The following is a 22,522-nucleotide window of genomic DNA, read 5'->3' on the forward strand; positions in this document are numbered from 1 at the left end:
GAAGGGATACGCGATGACTCGCCACGAGCCGCATGTGGAGGAAGCCGACGAGAACAACCTTGACGTCGGCAAGCCCAAGGACTGGGCCGCCGGCCTGCCGGGGGTGTACCACTCGATGCAGCCCGCGCTGAAACACATGGGCATCGAGCGCAGTGCTCGGACGCTGCTGGCGATGAACCAGAAACAGGGATTCGACTGCATGAGCTGCGCCTGGCCTGATCCCTCAGGTCACCGCAGCACCTTCGAGTACTGCGAGAACGGCGCGAAGGCCGTCACCTGGGAGGCCACACCCGTCACGGTCTCCTCAGATTTCTGGGCCGAGCACCCCATCAGCGAGCTGCGCGGACGCTCCGAGTACTGGCTGGGGATGCAGGGCCGGCTCACAGAGCCCGTCTACAAGGCCGCCGGATCCCAGCACTATCGACCGGTGGACTGGGACACGGCCATCGAGATCGTCGCGGAGAAGCTCAAGAGCCTCGCCTCACCCGACGAGGCCGCGTTCTACACCAGCGGACGCGCCTCGAACGAGGCGGCGTTCCTCTACCAGCTCTTCGTCCGCGGCTACGGCACCAACAACCTGCCGGACTGTTCCAACATGTGCCACGAATCCTCCGGTGTGGCGATGGGTGAGACCCTCGGGGTCGGCAAGGCCACAGTCTCCTATGACGACTTCCTCACCACGGATCTGCTGATCGTGATGGGGCAGAATCCCGGGACCAACCATCCGCGGATGCTCACCGCCATGGAGCAGCAGAAGGAGAACGGGGGCCAGATCGTCGCGATCAATCCCCTGCCCGAGGCGGGACTGCGTCGGTTCAAGAATCCGCAGAAGCCCAGGGGCGTGGTGGGCCGCGGCACCGACCTGGCGGATCAGTTCCTGCAGATCCGCGCCGGCGGAGACATGGCGCTGCTCCAAGCCGTGTCCAAGCGGGTGCTCGACGCCGAGGACCGCAACCCCGGCGGCGTGCTCGACCACGAGTTCATCACCGAGCACTGCGACGGGCTTGCCGAGCTGCGCGAACACCTCTCCCACCTTGATGAGCCGAGCATCCGCGAGGCGACGGGTCTGAGATCAGAGGAGATCGACGAGCTCGCCGAGCGGTACATGACCGCTGACTCGGTCATCGTCTGCTGGGCGATGGGCGTCACCCAGCAGAGGAACGGGGTGGGCACCATCAAGGAGATCATCAACCTGCTCCTGCTGCGGGGAAACTTCGGCCGCCCCGGAGCCGGAGCGGCACCGATCCGCGGGCACTCCAACGTCCAAGGTGACCGCACCATGGGCATCTGGGAGCAGATGCCGGCGTCGTTCCTGGACACCCTCGGCGAAGAGTTCTCCTTCGACCCGCCCCGTGAACACGGTGTCGACTCCGTGGACGCCGTGCGGGGCATGCGCGACGGCGCCATCAGGTTCTTCCTCTCCCTGGGCGGGAACTTCGCGTCCGCGATGTCGGACACCGGGGCCACCGAGGCCGCGATGGAGCACCTCGAGATGAACGTGCAGATCTCCACCAAGCTCAACCGGTCCCACACCGTGGTGGGCCAGGAGGCGCTGATCCTGCCGACCCTGGGTCGCACCGAGATCGATGTCCAGGCGTCGGGGCCGCAGTTCGTCTCCGTGGAGGACACCGTCAGCGCCGTCCATTCATCGCAGGGCAGGGTCGACCCGGTGGCGCCGAACCTGCTCTCTGAGATCGCCATCATCAGCCGCATAGCCCACGCGGTCCTGGGCGGCCGCATTGCCGCCGACTGGCAGGGATTCGAAGCGAACTACGACCTCATCCGCGATCACATCTCCCACGTGGTCCCGGGCTGCGGGGACTATAACCGGCGCATCCGCGAGAAGGACGGCTTCCTCCTGGCCAACGGGCCGCGCGACTCCCGCACCTTCAACACCGGCACCGGCAGGGCCAGGATGACCGTGAATCAGCTGGATCCGATGAACTGCCCGCCGGATCGTCTGATCCTGCAGACCATGCGCTCCCACGACCAGTTCAACACCACCATCTACGGCTACAACGACCGGTATCGCGGAATCAAGAAGGGCCGGCATGTGCTCTTCGTGAACCCCGAGGACCTCGCACGCCTGGGTTTCAGCGACGGGGACCTGGTGGACGTCCACGGGGAGTCCACGGACGGCAAGGACCGCGTGCTGCGCAGCTTCCGCGCGGTGTCCTACCCCTCGGCGCAGGGCTGCGCGGCGGTGTACTACCCCGAGGGCAACGTCCTGGTGCCCCTGGACGACACCGTGCAGGGCAGCAACACCCCGATCTCCAAGGGTGTGATCATCCGGCTCGAGCATGCGGCAGCGGCCCCGGTCGGGGACAGCAGCCAGGAGAAGGCGCCCGCGGCACGGTGACCCTGGGCAGGCGCCCGCAGCATACTGACCCTGGGCAGGCGCCCGGCCCTCCCCCGCCGGCGACGGAGACCTGACCGGTGGACGGTCGCCGGTAGGATGACCGGCGTGGAGACTGCGATACGCGTGCTGGTGGACCAGCCTGAGATTCCCGGCAACACCGGGAACCTGATCCGGCTCGCCGCCGTCACCGGCGTCGAGCTGCACCTGGCCGAGCCGCTGGGATTCGACTTCGCCGATGCAAAGCTGCGCCGGGCCGGACTGGACTACCACGACCTCGCCGTGCTCACGGTGCACCCGAGCCTGGAGGCCGCCTACGCGGCGCTCGCCCCAGAACGGATCTTCGCATTCACCGGTGAGGGCACCGTCGCCCACACTTCCATCAGCTACCGCGACGGGGATGTGCTGCTCTTCGGACGGGAATCCACCGGGCTGGATGAAGAGGTCAAGGCGGATCCGCGTATCACGCAACGGGTGCGCATTCCGATGCTCGCCTCCCGCCGGTCGCTGAACCTGGCGAACTCGGTCTCGATCGCGGTCTACGAGGCCTGGCGTCAGGACGGTTTCAGCGGCGCTGTCTGATCCCGCGGCGGGTGTTGGTGCCGCGGCGCGGCGCTGAGGATGGATACACTCACCAACCATGGACACCGCCTCTGACCGCCCTGCATCGGACCGCCCCGACGATCGTTCTGACGGCGGCCGGACCCCCGCAGATCAGCACCGCGGAACCCAGCACACCACCACCGAGACGGCGAGTCACCAGGTGCCCGCGGAACCTGACACGGATCCGCACCCGGGCACGGCCGAGACGGCGCAGCACGGGCACGCCGACGACGCTGAACACGACGCCGAGTCAGGGCACACGGCTGAGTCGGGGCACGACACTGCCCGTGGGCACACAGCTGAGCCCGAGCACACCACTGACCATGGCCACACTGCGGCCGATGACCAAAGCGCCGATCACCTGGACTCGGCCCAGTCGCTGAGCGACCCGACGCTGAGCGAGCTGCTCGCAGGGTCCGCCCGGGGTGAACAGCCTTCCTTCGCCACCTTCTACGACGCCACCTCCGACGTGGTCTACGGCCTGGCGCTGCTCATGCACGCTGACGCCCAGGGCGCCCAGGATTCCACGCTGGCGGTCTATCACCAGCTCTGGGACCAGGCCGATGAGCGCGCCCAGGATCTGCGGCTGCAGTCCCAGGCCTCGGAGCTGCTCACCGATGAGCACGCCGCCCAGGAGCAGGTCCAGGAGGAGGCCTACCGGCCCAGCGAGTATGAGCTGGTGCTGGAGTGGCTGGTGCCGCTGGCGCACCGGATCATCGTTGAGCGCTTCCGAGAAGGTCTGGCCACCCCGATCCCGCTCACCGTGGTCCCGGCCGAGCAGGGCGGCGGCATCGCCGGGCTGCCCGAGGAGATCATCGAGGACATCAGCGTCCTCTCTGACTCCCAGTCGCAGGCGCTGGCGCTGAGCTATCTGGCCGGAGGCACCCATCAGCAGGTCGCCGCGCAGGTGGGATCCGCCGTGCCCGCGGTGAAGTCGCGTCTGCGGGATGGCATGACACGGATGCATGCCCGTCGCACCACCCTGGAGGCGGAGCTGGACCCGATCCTGCGGGCTGCGGTGACCAAGAAGGACGTGGAGCGCTCCGGGGCGGTGAAACGGAACTTCACCGAGGACATCAGCTCCGACGTCGAGAACGGGCTGCTGGTGGAGCTCGCCGAGGTCCACGCCCTGGACGCGATCGACAACCGGGAACGCGCGGTGCTCGATGAAGCGGCGCTGACCGCGGACGAGGCCACCGCGCGGGCCTGGGACACCCGGGTGCTTGCCGCCCGTCGCACCCTGGCCGAGATCTTCACGGCCTACCCGGTGGTCCCGCCGAGCAACCTGCTCGATGAGGTGCTGCACAACCTCTCAGACCAGGAGGTCGGGATGGGGATGGTGGAGTCCATCTCCAGCCACACCGAGGTCACCTCCAAGCGTGAGCCGGTGATGAAACGCTGGATGATCGTGACCGGGCTGGGCGTCGTCGTACTTGCCGCGATCCTGCTGATCTGGGGTTTCGCCTCGGGTCAGGACATCCAGGCCACAGCCGACGGTGACCCGGAGGCCCGAGTGGTCGAGGGCGTGGAACTCACCGAGGGGGGCACCGCGCGGGCGGTGATATCGACCGCCGAGGGGGTCGGCTATGTCGACTTCTTTGAGGTCGGAGAGCTCGAAGGCGACACGACCTACCAGCTCTGGCTGATGCCGCGCGACGAGGGCCAGCCCAGCTCGCTGGGGAACTTCACGGCCGCGGAGCTCGAGGAGGAGATCGTCACCCTGCGAGACATCGAGGCCAACCGAGCCCTGCAGATCACCATCGAGACGATCCGCGGCGAGGAGCGGCCGACGGGTGAGACCGCCGGTGAGATTGAGCTGCGTGAACGCGTCACCGACGGGCCGCAGTACGGCGGCTCCGTGGATGAGGACCAGGAAGAGGACTGATGAGCGGAGAAACCATGTCTACCCCGAACAGCCAGCCCGAGCCCGCGGCGAGCGGTGGCACCGAGTTCGCCACCTGCGACCTCTACGACGCCGACGAGTCGCTGCAGTCGCTCTCCCTGCAGCTGCTGAACCTCGGCGGGCGCGCCCGCTTCACCGGCCAGGTGCGGACCATCAGCTGCTACCGGGACAACGGGCTGGTCAAGGAGCTGCTGAACACCCCCGGCGAGGGTTCGGTGCTGGTCGTCGACGGCGCAGGGTCCCTGGACTCGGCGCTGATCGGAGACATGATCGCCGCCTCTGCGATCGAGAACGGCTGGGCAGGGGTGGTCATCCACGGCGCCGTCCGGGACCGCGAGCAGCTCGCCGAGATGGATCTCGGGGTCCGCGCGCTGGGATCGAACCCGCGCAAGTCGGTCAAGGAAGGGCTCGGTCAGGTGGATGTGCCGCTGCAGTTCGGCGGCGTCACCTTCGTTCCCGGCGCCACGCTCTGGTCCGACGCCGACGGAGTGCTGGTCACCCCCGCCTGAGCTGCCGCTCTCCCGAGCCGCCGGTCTCCCGAGCCGCCGGTCTCCGGATGCGCCGGTCTCCGGATGCGCCGGTCTTCCGAGGCGCGAGGCGCTCCGGGGCCCGCGCATACGGTGGAGCCTACGGTGATCTCCAGTACCCGATCGAAGCGGTCTCAGAACCCGCTGATCGTGTCCGGTGCGTTGACGGTGACCCAGTGGAATTCTTCGGCGTAACCGCCGGCACCGTGGATCTGACGCATCTTCTCCAGCACATAGCCCTCCATCCGGGCAGCGTCGGGGTGCTGGCTGAAATGCGCCCGCAGTGCGCTCATCTTCACCGACTCCTGACCCGTGACGTCCAGACGCAGGTTGACCCGTTCCTGCGGGGCGGTGGTGAGCATCAGATGCCGGATCTTGAACGCCTCAAGCCCCTCGGCCGCCAGCTCCGGGTAGGCGAAGGGATTCTCGACATAGGGGTACGAGGCACGCACCACTGCCTCCCCGCAGGCCATATGGTCAGGGTGAGACTTCTGCAGCCGATCCCAGGCACGCTCGGGATGCGGAGAGATCACCAGCTCAGGCCTGACCTCACGCATGATCCGCACGATCTTCCCGACCAGCTCGGCGGTGGGGGCGACGAAGCCGTCCCGCTCATCGAGCAGGATGACCCGATCCACCCCCAGCACCGCCGCCGCCTGGCGCTGCTCCGCCTCACGCACCCGGGCCATCTCTGCGGCATCGCGGCCGGGCTCGAAGCCTCCGGCGTCACCGGCGGTGAGCAGACACAGGGTCACGGCCACCCCAGCTTCGGTGAAGGCCGCGATGCTGCCTGCCGCACCGAAGTCGATGTCATCCGGGTGCGCCCCGAATGCCAGCACCGAGCTCAGCCCATGCTCTGCGGCGAGCCGCGCCGGTGTCACCGGCGCGGAACCCGGACTTCCCGGATCGTCACCCCCGGCGGAGAGATCGGGCTCAGGTCGCGCCAAGGGTCACCTCGGTCTCTTCCTCGGCGCCGTCACGCACGTAGGTGATCGTCACGGTCTCCCCTGCGGGGTACTCCCGGATGGTTGCGGTCAGCGCGAGCGAATCCTCGATCCTCCGGTCATTGACCGCGGTGATGATGTCACCGGTGGTCAGTCCGGCGTCCGCAGCGGGCGTGTTGCCCGGGACGTCGTCGATCAGTGCGCCCACGGTGAAGCCAGGCATCACCGGAGCGACTCCGGGGTCAGTCTCCCCGGAGGCGTCCTGGGATCCGGCGGCCGCCACCGTGACTCCGAGCAGCCCGTGGGAGACCTCGCCGGTGTCGATCAGCTCCTGGGCGACCCGCTGGGCGTAGTCGATGGGCACGGCGAAGCCCACACCGATGGATCCGGCGTCGGTCTCGGCGCCTCCTCCGGAGGAGGCGATGGCCACGTTGACCCCGATCACCCGGCCTTCGTCGTCGACCAGGGCCCCGCCGGAGTTGCCGCGGTTGATCGCGGCGTCGGTCTGGATCACGTTGAGGTGGATCGACCCCTGGGTGGGTGATCCTTCCATGTCCGGGAAGTAGAACTCGAAACCGTCTTCCTCTGAGCCCTCCTCCGGAGCTTCGGGAGCATCGGCGCCGTCATCCTCCACCGCCGAGGAGGCCACGGAGATCGTCCGGTTCAGCGTGGAGACGATCCCGTCGGTGACGGTGCCGGAGAGTCCCAGCGGAGCACCGATGGCGATGCTCTGGTCCCCGACGTTGAGGTCGCCGGAGGATCCCAGCTCGGCGGGCTGGATGCCGTCGATGTTCTCCAGCTTGATCACCGCAAGATCACTGAGCGGGTCGGTGCCCACCAGTTCCGCGGCGGAGACGGACCCGTCACTCATCCGGACCTCGATCTCCGGGTCGGCAGCGGCCCCGCCGAGGGTCACCACATGGGTGTTGGTCAGCACGTGACCCTCCTCATCGAGGATGATCCCCGAACCCGAACCGCCCTGGCTGCCATCGTTGACTGCGAGGGTCACCACTGACGGGGAGGCCTTCGCCGCCGCCGCGGTGACCACCGTGGCCGAATCCGGGTTGTTGATCTCGATCCCGTCGGACGCGGAGGTGCTCACGCTTCCGCCGTCTCCGAGCACGGCCTGGGACCCCGCCACCACGCCGCCGCCGAGCAGCCCGGCCAGCAGCACCGCGAGCGCCAGGGAACCCACGCCCACCGTCCGCTTGTTCCGAGGCTGCTTCTGCGAGGAATCGGCAAAGGCCGCACCTGAGCCATACCCGGCGTAGCCGCCAGTCGCTGCATAAGCGGGATCCTGGTAGTGCTGGGACTGGGCATACTGGTCTTGGCCGTACTGGTCCCCGCCGTACTGGTCCCCGCCCTGCGGATACTGCCCGTGCGGGTTTTGACCATACTGACCGTGGCCGTACGGGTCCTGACCATGCTGGCCCTGGCCGTACTGATCCTGGCCATGCTGGCCCTGGCCGTACTGGCCCTGGCCATGTTCCGCCTGGGTGTACTGACCCTGGCCGTACTGATCCTGCCCGTACTGGCCCCCGCCGTACTGGCCCTCACCATGTTCCGCCTGGGTGTACTGGCCTGATCCGGGCTGGGAGCCGGGCGGGGCGGGGGGCGCGTCGGGCGCGTTGAGCGGGGAGGACTCCTCGGAGCTTCGGCCCTCGGGGGACGGGCTGCCGTATCCCGGGCTGCCGTGGCCCGTCTCAGGCCCGGGGGCCGACTCCCCATGAGGATCCTGCGCCTCTTCACGCGCCGGAACGGGGTCGATCCGCGCGGTGGCGTCCTCCGGAGGGTTTACCTCATCCCGGTCAGGACTGTTATGCGGATCTGAACTCATGGTGGAACCTGCCTCTGTGGTCTTGCGGTGCAATAGTGTGCCGGCCGGAGCGTGACACGCATGCTGGCCTGTGGCTCGACTGCTATTGTCCGCGCCCATTCTGTATCGACGACGATAACCGGCTGGATGCCTCCTGGACGATTCCAGGAGACGCCGATGGTCTGAGCTGGGCCTGGACGTGCCTGACACCAGCCCTCCCTACGCCCTCAGGGGAGCTGACCGTTGCCTGATAGACGATGTCATAGGCCACTTATAGACTCGGCCCATGGTGCCCGAGATAGTCCTCAGTCCCCCCATCACCCTGGGAATGATCGTGATCGGCCCGCTGCTGATCGGTGCGGTCATCTTAGGACTGATCGGTCTGGGTGCAATGTGGCTCTCGGGCGGGAAGAAGCAGGACCGCCGGCTCCAGGGCTTCGCGGATCGCCAGCGCCTCTCCTCCGGTCGGGACTCCGAACCGGTCTCCGCAGAAGAGCGTCGACTCGCTGGGATGAGCCTCGAGGAGCTGCGGCGCGAGGCGGGTTCTCTGCTGATCGCGGCCGATAATGCGGTGAACTCCTCCGAGCAGGAGATCCTCTTCGCCAGCGCCGCCTATGGCGATGAACAGGTGGCCCCGTTCCAGAAGGACGTGGACCAGGCTCGGGAGCACCTGCAGGAGTCCTTCCGGATGCAGCACCAGGTGGACCGTGACCCCCCGGAGGATGAGGCGCAGGCCCGTGAGCTGCTGCGCAAGGTGATCGCCAACTGCCAGCAGGTCAATGAGACCCTGGAGTCGCACCGCCAAGACTTCGAGTCCCTGCGCAGCCTGGAGCTCGACCCCCGGCCGGCGCTGGATCAGCTCCGTGCCCGGATCGAGGAGCTCGGCCGCCGCCGGGAGCAGGCCCAGAAGCGACTGCCAGATCTGCAGTCCACATACGACGACGACGCGCTCGCCTCCTTCACCGAAGGCCTGACGCATTCCTCGCGCAGCCTCGACCACGCCCGGCGCGCCGCCGCCGAGGCCGAGCAGGCGCTCACCGGTTCAGACGCCTCCGACGCGGTGGTCGCGATCCACACCGGCGAAGAAGCGGCCGGGGAAGCCGGGAAGCTGATCGACTCCCTGGAGGAGACCCAGCTGCGACTGCGCAGCGCCGAGCAGAACCTCAGCATCGGCCTGGACCAGACCGAGCAGGACATCGCCCAGGCCCGCGCCACCATGCAGGCAGGTCAGTCCGCAGAGCTCGCAGGACCCATCGCCGCCGCCGAAGCGGCGGTGAAACAGGTCCGCCGCGCTCTGGACTCCCAGCAGAAGACGAACCCGCTGGAGCTGCTGAACTCCCTGGAGATCGCCCACCGGGAGCTCGATGAGCCGCTGAACGCAGTGCGCGACCAGCAGGCCAGGGATCGTCGCGCCCGCGAGGTGCTCCAGACCGAGATCCTCACCGCGCGGCACCAGGTGCAGTCCTCGCGTGACTACCTGCGTTCCAAGCGCAGCGGCGCCACCTCCCGGACCCGGATGGCCGAGGCGGAGCGTACCCTCGCCGAGGCGGAGTCCATCGGGGATGACCAGCCGGCGAAGGCCCTCGAGCTGGCGACCCAGGCCAAGACGCTCGCCGTCCAGGCCGCCCAGATCGCACGCCAGGAATCGGCCGAGGACGCGCTCAGCGGGGGCGGAGGCTACGGCGGCGGGTTCGGAGGCTTCGGCATGCCCGGCGGCTACGGCTACCCCGGAGGCCGCGGAGGCATGGGCGGCGGCTTCGGACGCCGTCGTCGGATGTTCTGACGTCCCGGGCCCAGGGATTCCTGCGGCTTCCCCGGGGACCTGCCATGGCCGTGGGCAGGTGCCGTGACTAGTATCGACATGGTGAGCAGTTCAGAGACATTGATGCACAAGGAAAGGTGAACACTGTGAGCAAGCAGTCCATTTTAGGTCGCATGTCCCAGCTGGTACGCGCGAACGTCAACGCCATGCTGGATCGCTCCGAGGACCCGGAGAAGATGCTCGACCAGATGGTCCGAGACTTCACCAACAACATCTCAGAGGCCGAAGAGGCGATCGCCCAGACCATCGGCAACCTGCGCATGATGGAGGACGATTACAAGGAGGATCTCGAGAACTCCCGTTCCTGGGGGCAGAAGGCCCTCGCCGCCTCCCGCAAGGCCGATGAGTTCCGTGACGGCGGCAACGCCGAGAATGCGCAGAAGTTCGACAACCTCGCCCGGGTTGCCATCCAGCGCCAGATGGAGGCGGAGTCCTCCGCGAAGTCCTCGGAGCCGACCATCACCTCCCAGCGTGAGATCGTGGACCGGCTCAAGACCGGCCTGGAGCAGATGAAGACCAAGCGTCAGCAGCTGGTCTCCAAGCGCGACGAGCTGATCGCCCGCTCCCGCGCCGCCCACGCCCAGTCCCAGGTCCACGACGCCGTGAAGTCCATCGACGTGATGGACCCGACCTCCGAGGTGGGCCGCTTCGAAGAGAAGATCCGCCGCGAAGAGGCGAAGGTGCGCGGGCAGAACGAGCTGGCCGCCTCCTCCCTGGACGCGCAGTTCGAGTCCCTGGAGGACCTCGGCGAACAGGCCGAGGTCGACGCCCGGCTCGCGGCGCTGAAGTCCGGCAGCTCCGCGCCGGCAGCCCTGGGCGCCGGAAGCTCGGATGCTCAGGCCACCGAGGACTACGCCGCGCAGCTCGAGGCTGAGGAGCGCGATCGCGCCTGAGCGCAGCTGTATGACGTCGGTTCAGCGCTCACGCTGAAGTGATGGAACAATGGGGAGTGAACGCGATGTTCACTCCCCATTGTCATCGCAGCAACCCAACCTTCCAGGAGATCTCCGTGACCACTGAGTCCACCTCGCACACTGCTGCCGCCACCGGCGCCACCGCTGTGAACACCGGACTGGCCCAGATGCTCAAGGGCGGCGTGATCATGGACGTGGTCACCCGCGAGCAGGCCCGCATCGCCGAAGACGCCGGTGCCGTCGCTGTCATGGCCCTCGAGCGCGTGCCCGCCGACATCCGCGCCACCGGCGGTGTCGCCCGGATGTCTGACCCCGACCTGATCACCGGCATCATCGACGAGGTCTCGATCCCCGTGATGGCCAAGGCCCGGATCGGGCACTTCGTCGAGGCGCAGATCCTCGAGCACCTCAAGGTCGACTACATCGATGAGTCTGAGGTCCTCTCCCCCGCGGACTACATCCACCACATCGACAAGTCCAAGTTCAAGGTGCCCTTCGTCTGCGGCGCCACGAATCTCGGTGAGGCGCTGCGCCGGATCACCGAGGGCGCCTCGATGATCCGCTCCAAGGGCGAGGCCGGCACCGGCGACGTCTCCGAGGCGATGAAGCACATCCGCACCATCAACGCCGAGATCGCCCGGCTGACCTCGCTGGCCGAGGACGAGCTCTACCTCGCCGCGAAGGACCTGCAGGCCCCCTATGAGCTGGTCAAGCAGATCGCACGTGAAGGCCGCCTCCCGGTGGTCCTCTTCGTCGCCGGCGGCGTGGCCACCCCCGCCGATGCCGCGATGATGATGCAGATGGGCGCCGACGGAGTGTTCGTGGGCTCGGGCATCTTCAAGTCCGGCAACCCCGCCGAGCGCGCCGCCGCGATCGTCAAGGCCACCACCTACTACGACGACCCCGCGGTGGTCGCCGAGGCCTCCAAGGGTCTGGGTGAGGCGATGGTCGGCATCAACGTCGCCGACCTGCCGGCCCCGCACCGGCTGGCCGAGCGCGGCTGGTGAACACACCCCGCATCGGGGTCCTGGCGCTGCAGGGGGCCGTGGCCGAGCACGCCCGCGCCCTGCGCGCCGCGGGCGCTGAGGTCTCCACCGTGCGCCGCCCCGCCGAGCTCGAGGGCCTGGACGGGCTGATCGTGCCCGGCGGGGAATCCACGACCATGGCTCGGCTGGCCGCCCCGGTGCGACTCATGGAGTCCATCCGGGAACGGCACGCCGAAGGCATGGCGATGTTCGGAACCTGCGCCGGCATGATCCTGATGGCGGATCAGATCCTCGACGCCGAGGCGCTCACCGGGTTCGAGCGGATCGGCGGTCTGGACGTGGTGGTGCGCCGCAACGGCTATGGCAGCCAGCTGGAATCCTTCGTCGGTCCGCTGCAGGTCAGCGGGATCCCCGGGGAGGATGCGACGCCATTGCAGGCGGTCTTCATCCGAGCCCCGGTGATCGAGTCCCTTGGGCCCGAGGTGGAGGTCATCGCGTCCTGGCAGGAGCGACCGGTCGCGGTCCGTCAGGGTCGGATCCTGGCGGCAAGCTTCCATCCTGAGCTGACTCCCGATCATCGGCTGCACCGGCATTTCGTGGAGCTCAGCGCACAGCGCACCGTGAGCTGACCTGAAATTTGGTCCCGGTTCGGGCATGATGTCCCAAGAATGCCGCACGCGGGACCATCGACTCAGGAGAGATCATGACTGACGGACCACATCACGGGCAGAGTGCCACGGGACCGGCCGCTCGCGCCGCCGACCCGAACACGCCCCAGGTCCAGCTGCACATGCTCGCCGGGGACCACCCCGAGCTCCGCCCGCTGATCGCGGAGAATCCCAACACCTACCCCGAGCTGCTGCAGTGGCTCTCCGAGCTGGGCGACCCAGCGGTCGACGCCGCGCTGCGACGTCGATCCGCCGGGTCGGTGGAGCCGGGACGGGACCAGCCCACCTCGATGCTCCCGGCAGCAGGGGACCCCGCCCGGGGCCCCTCTGAGACTGACGAGTTCTCAGCGGTCCGTGAGGACCACCTCCACCCTCAGGATCACGGCTACCGGGATCAGCACGGTCAGGGCTACCCGGGGCAGCACGGTCAGGGCTATGACCCGGTGCCCTCGCGCCAGGGGTACTATCCCGCCGCACCGGCCGGCCCGGCACCCTGGCAGACCCCTGCCGCCCCGGCGTCGTACGCCGAGCCGGAACCCGAACCGCGGCGTCGCGGCGGCGGCACCTGCGCGATCCTGCTCATGATTCTGCTGCTCGCCGTGGCGGCGGTGGTCGCCGCGTACTTCCTGATCTTCAACGGTGTCCTCAGCGGCGATGACTCCGCCGAGGAGTCCTCGGTCTCGCAGGAGCAGGCCGAAGAAGGAGCGCCCGCCCCCGAGGAGGCGGCCGAGGGGCAGGACCCCGCCGAGGACGACGCCGAGCCCGCCCGTCCAGCCCCCGAGGGGGCGCAGGACATCCCCGCCTTCACCGCACCCTCGGGCAACATCAACTGCGCCATGAGCGAGGACGAGCTCGAGTGCAGCATCTTGGACTACAGCTTCGAGACCCCGGAGGACTGTGAAGGCCCGGCGCGCCTCTCGGTCGGGTCGGAAGATCCTCGACTCGAATGTGGCAGCACCGAGGGCGAGAACTCGGCGACCCTGCAATATGGCCAGTCCGCCAGCAATGGCCGGTTCGCCTGCGTCTCCTCCGAATCGGGCTTCGAGTGCTGGAACACCGAGACCGGCAACGGCTTCTTCATGGCTCGAGAGAGCTACCAGCTGCAGAACTGACGCCATGCCAGGTGCCCCGCGCAGGTAAACTTCGCTCAAACGGCACTGTTCACGCTGCACGGCAGGCCTGGTGCGCCGCCGTCGGGACCTCAGAAGGAACGCATGGCTTCGATCGACGACGAGCTCGGCCGCATCGCCTCCGATCCCGGCACGGACTGGGACACGCTGCACTGGATCGCGGAGAACCACCCGTCGCTGCGCGCGGCCGTGGCCGAGAACCCCGCGACCTACCCGGAGCTGCTGGACGCCCTCGCCTCGCTGGGTGACCCAGAGATCGACGCCGCCCTGGCCCGGCGGGCCAGCGACCCACCGGAGTCCGCCAGGCAGAGCCCCGAGACCCCCACCCCCGCCCCGCCGCCCGACGCGCCCTCGGACCACACCCCCACCCAGGACGAATCGGTGACCGCCGCGAGACTCGACGCGCAGGACACCGGCGAGGTGGACCCCGTCACCGCGACTCAGCCCGGTCACAACGCGCAGGACACCTGGTTTCCCGGGGATTCCTCCGCCAGCGACAAGGCTGCCCCCGGTCCTTCTCGCGTGACCTCCGTCGCCGGCTACGGGGCCGCGCGGCGCGCGCCGCTGCAGAGACGCCGGTCCAGGGCGCCGAAGTTCATCCTCGCGGTGCTGCTGCCGGTCCTGGTGCTGGTCGGCCTCGTCGCTATGGCGTTGTCCCTGCTGGACGGCGGCTCCCCCGCGGATGCTCCCGCCGCCGATGCCCCGGCGAGCAGCGCACCCGCAGAAGGCGGTGAGGAGGGAGCCGGTGAGGAGCCCGAGCCCAGCCCGAGCCCGGAGCCCCCTACCCCCGATGAGCTGCGCGTGGAGGTGGCAGGCCTGCCCGAGGAGTCCAGCTGCGACTCTCCCGCGCAGGACGGCGAGGTCCTCGCCGAGCTCGCCTCGGCCGCCTCGCAGGAGGGACGCTGGGTGGAGTCGTCCGATGGCGAGCTGGTCCAGGACGCGCTTCTAGGTCTCCAGGAGAACTGCGACAGCACCCATGCTGCGGCTTTGTATCTGGACCTCCGGGAGTCTGAGGAGACCGCCTCGGCGCTGCGCGGCACAGTGTCGGACATGGGCACCGCCTGGATCCAGACCTCGTTCCCGGCGCAGGGCCAGCCGTTGAACTCCTTCGTCTCCCCCGACGGCAACGTGCTCTGTGAGCTCTCGGACACGCTGCGCTGCCGGGTGCTCCAGCACAGCTTCACCGCCCCGGAGGGCTGCACCGAGGGAGCCACCTACGCCATCCGGGTGGACCGCACCGCGGAGCCGGACTGTGAGAACCCGGTGCCGCAGCAGAATCAGCCGGTGCTGGGCTATGGGCAGACGGCGTACAACGAGTTCTTCGCCTGCACATCCTTCCAGTCGCAGATGTCCTGCTGGAATCAGCTCACCGGAGAAGGCATCAACCTCTCAGCGAGCCGGAACTTCACCTACTGACCGGTCTGATGCCACACGCGCCCACCAAGACCGACCGGTCCCGGCGCGACACGCTCGTACACATCGCAGGGTCAGACCACCTCAGGGGTGAGCGCATGCGCACGTGCGATCAGGCTGCAGAACTCTGCCTGGTCCAGGTTCTCCAGCTTCGTGAATGTCAGCGCAGCGGCCCCCACCTTCACGCGTCCGAGCCGATCGGCCCGCTGCTTGAGAAGGTACGCCCCGTCCTCGACGGCATTGATGTAGACGGAGAGGTGCTTGGTCTGCTCGGCGAGCCCGATCAGGAACCAGTCCACATGGGCACCGCGCGGCCTGGGCTGGCGCAGCCTGCCGTAGCCGATGATGCTCTGCTCGGTGCCGCCCCACATCCGTCCGCGCCAGAGCACCCGACTGATCCCCGGCAGCTCGGCGGTGATCCAGCCGTCCAGCACGGTCATCTCGGCAGAACGTACCGCGGTTCTGAGGTGGTCCTCCACGCTGTCAGTGACCGGCTCCATGGCCCGAGCCTACTCGGCACGCACACCCGCGGACTCACCCCGCCCCTAGCACCCCTCTGCGGTCTTGTGGCCTGGCCGCGGGAAAGAGCACCCGCGGGATGAACCAGACGCAGAAGATCATGCCCAAAAGCTCGACGAGGGACTGCATGACCACCACGATCGCGGCAGTCTCCCAGCCCGCAGGCAGCGCCAGCGCGAAGGGCAGCACGATGAAGGAATTCCGGGTGGCCATCGAAAATGCCAGGGTGCGCCCCTGCGCCAGGCCCAGCCCCGCCATGCGGGCCAGAGCTCTCGAGAGCAGCAGACTGACCGCCAGGAACAGCATCACCACTCCAAGGACTGTCGGCAGCAGATGAACATCCTCGAGGACCGCACCGACGTTCGCCACGGCGACCAGCAGCACCACCACGGCCAGCAGCGGCACCGGCCACCAGCCGAGATGGCCGACGACGGCGGCTCCCGTTGGTCTGCGTCCGGCCCAGGCCTCAGTCAGCAGGGCCAGCCCCAGCGGCAGCAGCACGACCACGACAGCGGGCCAGATGTCTGCCGGGGCGAAGACCACCCGCAGGTCAGCGTCTGAGAGCAGCCAGAGGTAGAACGGCAGGAGCAGCAGTTGGAGCACCAGAAGCACCGGGGTCAGCGCGGTCGCCCGGGCGGCGTCACCGGAGCCCAGCTGACTGAAGCTGATGAACCAGTCGGTGCACGGCACCAGCAGCACCAGCAGCAGGCCCAGCTGCAGGGCCTGATCGTCAGGGAGGAACTGGACCAGGGCCCAGACCACTGCCGGCAGCAGCACGAAGTTCCCGAGCAGGGCCGCCGCCATGAAGCGCCGCTCGGTGAACGCCGCGGGCACCGACGCCATAGGCACCTGGGTGAACGTCGCATAGAGCAAGAGCCCCAGGACCGGCCACAGCAGCGCATCTGCGGTGCCACCCAGCTGTGGTGCCAGCTTTCCCAGGCCAAGCCCGCACAGGACCGAACTGAGGTAGAGCCAGACCTGGTGGCGCTCGAGAAGTTGGCGTCGCATCAGTCCGGCGGCTCCTTACTCTGTCGTCGCATCGGTCCGGCGGCTCATGACCCTATCCACCACCGTGTCGTTGCACCACACCCTGTCACAGGTCCGACGCTGCGACCGAGGGACCTACGGCTCTACTCGCGCGCCGCAGGTTGCTGCATGGTGGAGACAGCAGCGGCGTTCAGCCTCCGCTGATCCCCGCGCTGACGATGAGTCCGGCCATCTTCCAGACCGAGAGGCGCAGCCCGTGGGTATCACCGAAAACCGGGATCAGGAGATAGCACGGTTGTCTGCAGAGGTCGACCGGTTGCAGTCGCAGCTGCATTCCGAGCCGGTGGGACCGGTGGAGCCGCCGCCCGCGGCCCCGCACAGGACAGGACGGGGACGTGCCGTCCTCGCCGCCCTGCTGATCGTCCTCGGCGTGCTCACTGCCCCGCTCGCCGTCGGTGCCGCCTGGGCCAAGGCTGAAGTCACCAACACCGACCAGTTCGTCGCCACGGTGGCACCGATAGTCGACGACCCCGCCTTCCAGGCGTTCTTGGTCGACGAGATCACCGTGGCTATCAATGAACAGATCGACGTCGAGACGGTCACCTCCGAACTCTTCGACGGAATCGCGACCCTCGACCTCCCGCCCCGGGCCGCCGAGGCGCTCCAGCTGCTCGAACAGCCCGCGGTGGAAGGTGCCCAGTCGCAGATCCGCTCCACCACTGAGCGGCTCATCGCCTCCGACACCTTTGAACAGGTCTGGGATCAGGCGCTGCGGATCAGCCACGCCCGGCTGACCGCCGCGCTCAGCGGAGACACCTCCGGTGCCCTGGTGATCAGCGACTCCGGCGAGGTGGGCATCCAGCTCGGACCCATCATCGCCTCTGTGAAGGAACAGCTGACCGCGCAGGGGTTCGCACTGGCCGAGCGGATCCCCGAGGTGGATCGGACGGTCGTCGTCGCGCAGTCCGATGAGCTGGTCCAGGCACGAACCGCCTACCAGGCGGTGGATGTGCTCGGTTTCGTGCTCCCCTGGGTGAGCATCGGCCTGCTCACCCTCGGCGTCCTCGTCGCGGGGCGCAGGGCCAAGGCACTGATCTGGGCCGGGCTCGGTCTGGCGTTCGCGATGGCGTTCCTCGCGCTCGGCGTGGCGTTCGGACGTGTCCTCACCGTCGCCACGGTCTCACCGCAGTACCTGCCTTCAGGGGCCGCCGAGGCGATCTACGACGCGCTGGTGCCCCTGCTCTACTCGACGGCGCTCGCCGTCGGCACAGCAGGCGTCACACTCGCCGTCGTCGCGTACTTCGCCGGACCGTTCCGTGGGGCCCTCGCGGTGCGACGCCTGACCGTGGGCTCGGCCGAGCACCTCAGGGGGGCAGCGGAGGACGCCGGGGTGACCACCGGCCGGTTCGGGGCGTTCCTGCACCGTGCCCGCCGCTACATTCGGATCGGCATCGCCGTCATCGGCGCCGCGGTGGTGCTGCTTCTGAGGCCGTTGACCCCGGAGGTGATCCTGTGGACCGCATGTGGTGCGCTCCTCGCCGTCTTGCTGCTCGAACTGCTGCAGCGGCCACCCTCCGTGGAATCTGAGCCTCGCACCCAGGTCGATGGCGAGCCCGCAGGCGAGGTCGACTCCGAGCGCAACGCCGGGACCACTCCACCGGCGAAGACCGTCGAGCGCGTCTGAGCCGGCCCCCAGTGAGGCGCCCTGGGGAGAGCAGGACGGCCCGGTCGCCTCGCTGCCCTCATGCTCGCGCCTGGCCTTCGACTCGGATCGCTCAGGAGATGTCTTCTGGCTGATCCTCGGACCAGCGGTGATACGCCGCCACCAGCGGAACAGAGCTGAGTCCGTGCAGGAGGACGCTGAGCGCGATGGTGACGACCACCGTGGTCAGCACCACCTCACCCTCCGGGACCCCGCGCTCGAGGGCGATGAGCGCGAACACCAGCGATGCCAGTCCGCGCGGACCGAACCACCCGATGAAGACCACCGTCTGCCACGGGACGCCCCGGCCGGCGAACGCGATCGCCACCGGGATCATCCGGATCAGGGTCAGGCTCAGCGTGGCATAGAGGATCACCTGCCAGGTGATGTTCGGGATGACCAGTGTGAAGGCGAGGGCACCGAATCCGATCCAGACCACGGCTGCGAGGAGACCGCCGGTCTCCTCGGTGAGCGGGATGCCGGCTGACGCCTGCGCCCCCGAGACGCTTCCAAAAGCGAGCCCGCCGACGAAGGCAGCGATGAATGCGCTGCCGCCGAGCGTCAGCGCCAGCGTATAGGCCAGAAGCGCCGTGGAGAGGAGCAGCACCTGACGCCACTCGCTCCTGATCCAGCCACGTCGGTCCGCGAAGCGAAACAGCAGCCCGCCAAGGACCCCGGCGGCAAGCCCACCGGTGAGCCCCCAGCCGATCTGAGTGACCATGTTGCTGATCACCGCCGAGATGACCCTGGTCTGCAGCTCCGCGTTCGCGATCTCAAGCGCAACCAGGAAGAAGGGAACCGCCAGTCCGTCATTGAGCCCGCTCTCCACATCCAGCGAGTGCCGCACCCGGGTCATCACCGCCGGGTCGGAGACGACCTTCTGGCCGAGCGCCGCATCGGTGGGGGCCAGCATCGTGGCCAGCAGGAGCACCGAGGCCAGGGCCACGGTGGGGAAGATGAGAACCCCGACGCCGATGCCGGCGAGCATCGTCAGAGGCAGCCCGATCAGCAGGAGCCGTCTGGGCCATCCCAGCGTGTAGCGACGTGCTCCGAAGTGAAGCCGGGTGGCGTCGCTGAAGAGGATGAGAACGAGCGCGAGCTCGGCCACCCGCTGGACCGCTTCTGATTCCACCGAAATGTCGAGAACACCGAGCACCGACCCGCCGAACAGGAAGCCCGAGGCTGCGAGGAACAGTGCAGGAGTGATGCCGCGCCGGTCCAGCGGCCCGGAAAGCGCGCTCCAGATGATGATGATCGCCAATATTGTCGCTGCCACCACCATGGGAGCCCAGCTCTCGCTCGTGCCCTGTCCTGCCGCATCGAACGGTTCCTCGGACAGGATCCGGGGGTCTGGGCCCGATGCTACCTGCGGCTCCCCCTCCGAGACAGGGACCAAATACCTGCTGCGACCCTCCTTCTCCGGACATTGAGGGAGGCAGGGGTATATAGAGACACCCGCCAGTCCCCAGGTCGATGCAGAAGCTTAGCCCGACTCCCCGTCGTCCATCTCAAGTTCTTCCGGATCGATAGGAGTATCTGGACTGTACTTTTGCCTGTTTTCTTGACGAAAGTCGTCAATTATTCTTTCATAGTTGCCAATGATGGATTCGTCATCCGAATGCCGGGTCTGGTACGTAGCCCCTGCCAGCTCCGAGGAGTCTGCGGTGACGAGGAAGATGCGTCCGTCTTCTCGTCCAGCGCCGTAGTAGATACGCCCATTGGGACCGATGCCGTTGCTGTTGTTCACATTCTCAGTGAGCCCCAGTTCCTTCGCGATCTCATCTGCGAGGGCATAGGTTTCTTTCAGGTTCCCTGGAGGGATGTTGAACTCAATCCCGTGGCGATAAACACCGCCTCCCTGAGGCATTGCAGCAACCTGTGCGTCGTGGCGTTCAGCAGTCCATGGCTCGCCATCGATGGTGGCCACGTCCTCACCGAAGTGTTCTCGCATGATCTCCACGACGATCTCTAATTCTGCGAGCTGCTCGTCCTGGGTGTAGCCGCCATCGATATCGATCAACCCCGCACGCGAGGTGCTTTCACCCGATGGTGATCCATTCTCTGGATCCATTGTCGCCTCCGCACCTTCATTGGCTGGATTGTCTGTCCCTGGTGTCTGTTCTGCTTCCGAGCACCCAGCCATCACGACCGATCCGAGCAGAAGAGTGCCAACCAACCAGGCAGGCGACAACCCCCTCCGCCGGTGCAGCCGCTCCGAGACCTCAGGGCCGCCCTTTGAGCTCGTAGTCGTCAAGGTTCGCTTCACGGGCCCTCCGGTGCCGGACAGTAGTCCTTGTCAGCGTAATACTCGTTGACCAGCTTCACGGCCTCGCCCCGGGTGTCGACCTGTTCAGACTGACCTCCCAGCTCAACCCGGTACGCCGTGACCTGACGCCCCGGATTGTTCGCGACCTCCTCGACGTGCCGGTCGAAGAGGTCTTGGTAGTACTCGACAGTCGCATCTGTCATTTCGTCAACCTCGTCACCCCGACCGTCGTTGATCAGGGAAAGCGCCTCGAACGCTTGGCTGTCCCGCTCCAAGTAGCCGTATTCCTCTGCGGCAGCGAAGTTCTGGTAGTGACCGCTCACAGGATAACCAGGTGGATGTCCCATGCCATCTGAAGAAAACACATACGCGCCAAAACCTGTATCCGTAGGGTCTTGCCGTACCCCGGGGGACCGACCCACATCTGAAAGCCAGTCTGTTGAGGCATCCGTGGCGTAGACAGCTGGCCGGCCCTCGTCGGTGGTGGTCACGTTCAAGTCTGAGGCATGCTGTGCAACACCTTCGGGGATTCCGGCGGAGCCGTACATCGAATACGTGTCCACCGGGTGTGTCGTATGTGTCAGCGCACGAGCAGCGGTATTGGTCCCATATGAATGAGCATTGACGTTGACCCTCGTCCCGCCATCCTCACGGTGCGCGTCCATGGTCTCCCGGTGACCGTCCAAGGCATACGCCAATGCCCAGGACCCGTCAACGGCATGTTCATCGCGAAACACCGTCTTCAGTCCCGGCGATTCATAGCCGATCCAAGCGACCACTGCATGCTCGTTCGAAGTGTCCCGCCGTGACCCGTTGTAGAGCTGCTGAGCGTTGCCGACCTCACTCGGCATCGCGTCGGTGCCGCTGCCCATCCCGGAGACGTTGAATGTGGTTGTATCTGCCGAGTCCGGGTTTCCCACGGAGACCGCAGCCAGGGGATCCGTTGGAGCTGGGCCAGGCCCTCGACCTCTCGATACTGGCTCCTGCCCCATGTTCAGTGACAACAACACCCGTTCACCGCCACCTTCCTTCAGGGACTGCTCGATTGATTCGAGGCGGACTCGCTGGTTCCTCTGGAGATCATCCGCATCAAGTAGCTGTGTCAGCGAACGTCGATTCGCTACATTCCGCGCCGTATACGGCACGCCGTTGGTGTTGCCAGTCACGAGGGGCAAGAAGGTCGCCATGGCAACCTGAGTGCCGTTCGCTTCCAGGGTTTCCCACCAGGCGGCTCCGTCAGCACCAGTGGGCCAGGACTTGAGCTGGTCTTCATTGGTCGGCAAAGGCATCGAATACTGATTGATCTGAGGATTTGCTTCCGAGAACTCCTCGATATCGTCAGCATCCATGTCCCCGAGGTGGTCGTAGAACGCGCTGAGGTCTCTCCCAGTGACGTCATCGGATGTCACTGTCTCGTAGAGTTCGGTCGCTGTTTCCACGGCGTCATCGGTGCCGGAGTCGTTGCCGCTCCTGATCATCTGATTCACCGCGGAGTGGAAAGCGAACCCCAGACTGCCAGCACCTAGGAGGCCACGCGCCCCAAATCGATCCATCCCCGCGCTACCGCCTGCGGCATCGAAGGCGGCGGAATCAGTGTCTGCACCTGCAGAGCTGACCACAGGGATCTGATCCTGAAAACCGCCACCTCCGGCGATTGAATCGATCTCTGCTGCCGTCTGCTGCTCGAGATCCTGCCACCGAGACTCCAAGGTCATCACGTCACCGTTATGAATCTCTATCTCCCTGCGCAGCGCGTCATCTTCGAATGAAGGGCCCTCCCCACCCCCGCTGCTAAGCAGGCTGGAGCGCAATAGCCGCGCTTGCAGCCTGCTCGCCTGCCCCTCCAGGGCTGAAGCGCGTTGCTGGAGGCCATTGGCCTCGGTCGCAAAACCTTGCAGCACTTCCGAGGCCCTGCCTGCGACTTGCGCCCATTCTTGAGTCACTTCAGGCGCCTTATCCAGAGCGG

The 22,522-nt window shown here is 67.2% G+C and carries 18 protein-coding genes; 11 read left to right on the forward strand and 7 right to left on the reverse strand.

From position 1 onward, the window contains the following. The first annotated feature begins 13 nt into the window (after nt 1–13). The 4 genes from HNR24_RS07005 (at nt 14) to rraA (ending at nt 5,371) form a co-directional block, all read left to right on the forward strand. Nucleotides 14–2,359 (forward strand): FdhF/YdeP family oxidoreductase, encoded by a 2,346-nt coding sequence (locus HNR24_RS07005; RefSeq protein ID WP_182495412.1) that lies wholly within the window; start codon nt 14–16, stop codon nt 2,357–2,359. A gap of 105 nt (nt 2,360–2,464) precedes the next feature. Then, on the forward strand, nt 2,465–2,938 hold the full coding sequence (locus HNR24_RS07010) for a tRNA (cytidine(34)-2'-O)-methyltransferase (protein WP_232301744.1): 474 nt from the start codon (nt 2,465–2,467) through the stop codon (nt 2,936–2,938). A 58-nt stretch (nt 2,939–2,996) separates the two neighbouring features. Further along, a complete protein-coding gene (locus HNR24_RS07015; protein WP_182495413.1) occupies nt 2,997–4,844 on the forward strand; it encodes an anti-sigma factor domain-containing protein in 1,848 nt (615 codons plus the stop codon). 14 nt (nt 4,845–4,858) lie between these two features. Then, complete coding sequence (gene rraA / locus HNR24_RS07020) at nt 4,859–5,371, forward strand: ribonuclease E activity regulator RraA (RefSeq protein ID WP_058888429.1); 513 nt, start codon at nt 4,859–4,861, stop codon at nt 5,369–5,371. A gap of 152 nt (nt 5,372–5,523) precedes the next feature. Here the strand turns inward: rraA and HNR24_RS07025 are convergent, their stop codons facing one another. Next, entirely contained in the window at nt 5,524–6,336 is an 813-nt protein-coding gene (locus HNR24_RS07025; protein ID WP_220477175.1) for a PIG-L deacetylase family protein, read from the reverse strand. Next, the gene (locus HNR24_RS07030) at nt 6,323–8,170 is read right to left on the reverse strand and encodes a S1C family serine protease (RefSeq protein ID WP_182495414.1); all 1,848 of its coding nucleotides are present in this window, start codon (nt 8,168–8,170) and stop codon (nt 6,323–6,325) included. Before HNR24_RS07030 ends, HNR24_RS07025 begins: the two co-directional genes overlap by 14 nt. Nucleotides 8,171–8,435: 265 nt before the next feature. Between HNR24_RS07030 and HNR24_RS07035 the strand changes: the two genes are divergently transcribed. The 6 genes from HNR24_RS07035 (at nt 8,436) to HNR24_RS07060 (ending at nt 15,085) form a co-directional block, all read left to right on the forward strand. Further along, a complete protein-coding gene (locus HNR24_RS07035) occupies nt 8,436–9,932 on the forward strand; it encodes a hypothetical protein (protein WP_157075411.1) in 1,497 nt (498 codons plus the stop codon). A 125-nt stretch (nt 9,933–10,057) separates the two neighbouring features. Beyond that, nucleotides 10,058–10,864 carry a PspA/IM30 family protein gene (locus tag HNR24_RS07040; RefSeq protein WP_058888842.1) on the forward strand — a complete coding sequence of 269 codons (807 nt, stop codon included), beginning with the start codon at nt 10,058–10,060 and terminating at the stop codon, nt 10,862–10,864. A 116-nt stretch (nt 10,865–10,980) separates the two neighbouring features. Next, nucleotides 10,981–11,892: a pyridoxal 5'-phosphate synthase lyase subunit PdxS gene (gene pdxS, locus HNR24_RS07045; protein WP_375139267.1), complete on the forward strand. Its 912-nt coding sequence runs from the start codon at nt 10,981–10,983 to the stop codon at nt 11,890–11,892. Next, nucleotides 11,889–12,500, forward strand: coding sequence for a pyridoxal 5'-phosphate synthase glutaminase subunit PdxT (gene pdxT, locus HNR24_RS07050; protein WP_058888424.1), 612 nt, complete (start codon nt 11,889–11,891; stop codon nt 12,498–12,500). The genes pdxS and pdxT overlap by 4 nt, the downstream gene beginning before the upstream one ends. A gap of 74 nt (nt 12,501–12,574) precedes the next feature. Further along, nucleotides 12,575–13,651 carry a variant leucine-rich repeat-containing protein gene (locus HNR24_RS07055; RefSeq protein ID WP_182495415.1) on the forward strand — a complete coding sequence of 359 codons (1,077 nt, stop codon included), beginning with the start codon at nt 12,575–12,577 and terminating at the stop codon, nt 13,649–13,651. Nucleotides 13,652–13,753: 102 nt separating this feature from the next. Beyond that, nucleotides 13,754–15,085 (forward strand): variant leucine-rich repeat-containing protein, encoded by a 1,332-nt coding sequence (locus HNR24_RS07060; protein WP_182495416.1) that lies wholly within the window; start codon nt 13,754–13,756, stop codon nt 15,083–15,085. A gap of 71 nt (nt 15,086–15,156) precedes the next feature. Here HNR24_RS07060 and HNR24_RS07065 read toward each other — a convergent pair whose 3' ends face one another. Both HNR24_RS07065 and HNR24_RS07070 read right to left on the reverse strand, forming a co-directional pair. Further along, entirely contained in the window at nt 15,157–15,582 is a 426-nt protein-coding gene (locus tag HNR24_RS07065) for a DUF1801 domain-containing protein (protein ID WP_182495417.1), read from the reverse strand. A 34-nt stretch (nt 15,583–15,616) separates the two neighbouring features. Continuing rightward, the gene (locus HNR24_RS07070) at nt 15,617–16,609 is read right to left on the reverse strand and encodes a bile acid:sodium symporter family protein (protein ID WP_058888420.1); all 993 of its coding nucleotides are present in this window, start codon (nt 16,607–16,609) and stop codon (nt 15,617–15,619) included. Between the two features lie 235 nt (nt 16,610–16,844). Between HNR24_RS07070 and HNR24_RS07075 the strand changes: the two genes are divergently transcribed. Next, complete coding sequence (locus HNR24_RS07075; RefSeq protein ID WP_182495418.1) at nt 16,845–18,272, forward strand: hypothetical protein; 1,428 nt, start codon at nt 16,845–16,847, stop codon at nt 18,270–18,272. Nucleotides 18,273–18,363: 91 nt separating this feature from the next. Here the strand turns inward: HNR24_RS07075 and HNR24_RS07080 are convergent, their stop codons facing one another. From HNR24_RS07080 to HNR24_RS14265, 3 genes are all read right to left on the reverse strand, one after another. After that, on the reverse strand, nt 18,364–19,572 hold the full coding sequence (locus HNR24_RS07080; RefSeq protein WP_058888418.1) for a cation:proton antiporter domain-containing protein: 1,209 nt from the start codon (nt 19,570–19,572) through the stop codon (nt 18,364–18,366). A gap of 201 nt (nt 19,573–19,773) precedes the next feature. Further along, complete coding sequence (locus HNR24_RS07090) at nt 19,774–20,361, reverse strand: hypothetical protein (RefSeq protein ID WP_182495419.1); 588 nt, start codon at nt 20,359–20,361, stop codon at nt 19,774–19,776. Between the two features lie 191 nt (nt 20,362–20,552). Continuing rightward, nucleotides 20,553–22,499, reverse strand: a complete 1,947-nt coding sequence (locus HNR24_RS14265) for an alpha/beta hydrolase (RefSeq protein WP_182495420.1) — start codon at nt 22,497–22,499, stop codon at nt 20,553–20,555. Nucleotides 22,500–22,522 lie beyond the last annotated feature (23 nt).

The organism is Nesterenkonia sandarakina, from assembly GCF_014138825.1.
In the GTDB taxonomy this organism is placed as follows: domain Bacteria; phylum Actinomycetota; class Actinomycetes; order Actinomycetales; family Micrococcaceae; genus Nesterenkonia; species Nesterenkonia sandarakina.

Bases quoted from the DNA above. Each gene is read 5' to 3' on its own strand.
- rraA (WP_058888429.1), top strand. From the start codon at position 4,859: ATGTCTACCCCGAACAGCCAGCCCGAGCCCGCGGCGAGCGGTGGCACC.
- HNR24_RS07055 (WP_182495415.1), top strand. From the start codon at position 12,575: ATGACTGACGGACCACATCACGGGCAGAGTGCCACGGGACCGGCCGCT.
- HNR24_RS07090 (WP_182495419.1), bottom strand. From the start codon at position 20,361: ATGGATCCAGAGAATGGATCACCATCGGGTGAAAGCACCTCGCGTGCG.
- HNR24_RS07030 (WP_182495414.1), bottom strand. From the start codon at position 8,170: ATGAGTTCAGATCCGCATAACAGTCCTGACCGGGATGAGGTAAACCCT.
- HNR24_RS07070 (WP_058888420.1), bottom strand. From the start codon at position 16,609: ATGCGACGCCAACTTCTCGAGCGCCACCAGGTCTGGCTCTACCTCAGT.
- HNR24_RS07060 (WP_182495416.1), top strand. From the start codon at position 13,754: ATGGCTTCGATCGACGACGAGCTCGGCCGCATCGCCTCCGATCCCGGC.
- HNR24_RS07065 (WP_182495417.1), bottom strand. From the start codon at position 15,582: ATGGAGCCGGTCACTGACAGCGTGGAGGACCACCTCAGAACCGCGGTA.
- HNR24_RS07035 (WP_157075411.1), top strand. From the start codon at position 8,436: ATGGTGCCCGAGATAGTCCTCAGTCCCCCCATCACCCTGGGAATGATC.
- HNR24_RS07005 (WP_182495412.1), top strand. From the start codon at position 14: ATGACTCGCCACGAGCCGCATGTGGAGGAAGCCGACGAGAACAACCTT.
- HNR24_RS07080 (WP_058888418.1), bottom strand. From the start codon at position 19,572: ATGGTGGTGGCAGCGACAATATTGGCGATCATCATCATCTGGAGCGCG.
- HNR24_RS07015 (WP_182495413.1), top strand. From the start codon at position 2,997: ATGGACACCGCCTCTGACCGCCCTGCATCGGACCGCCCCGACGATCGT.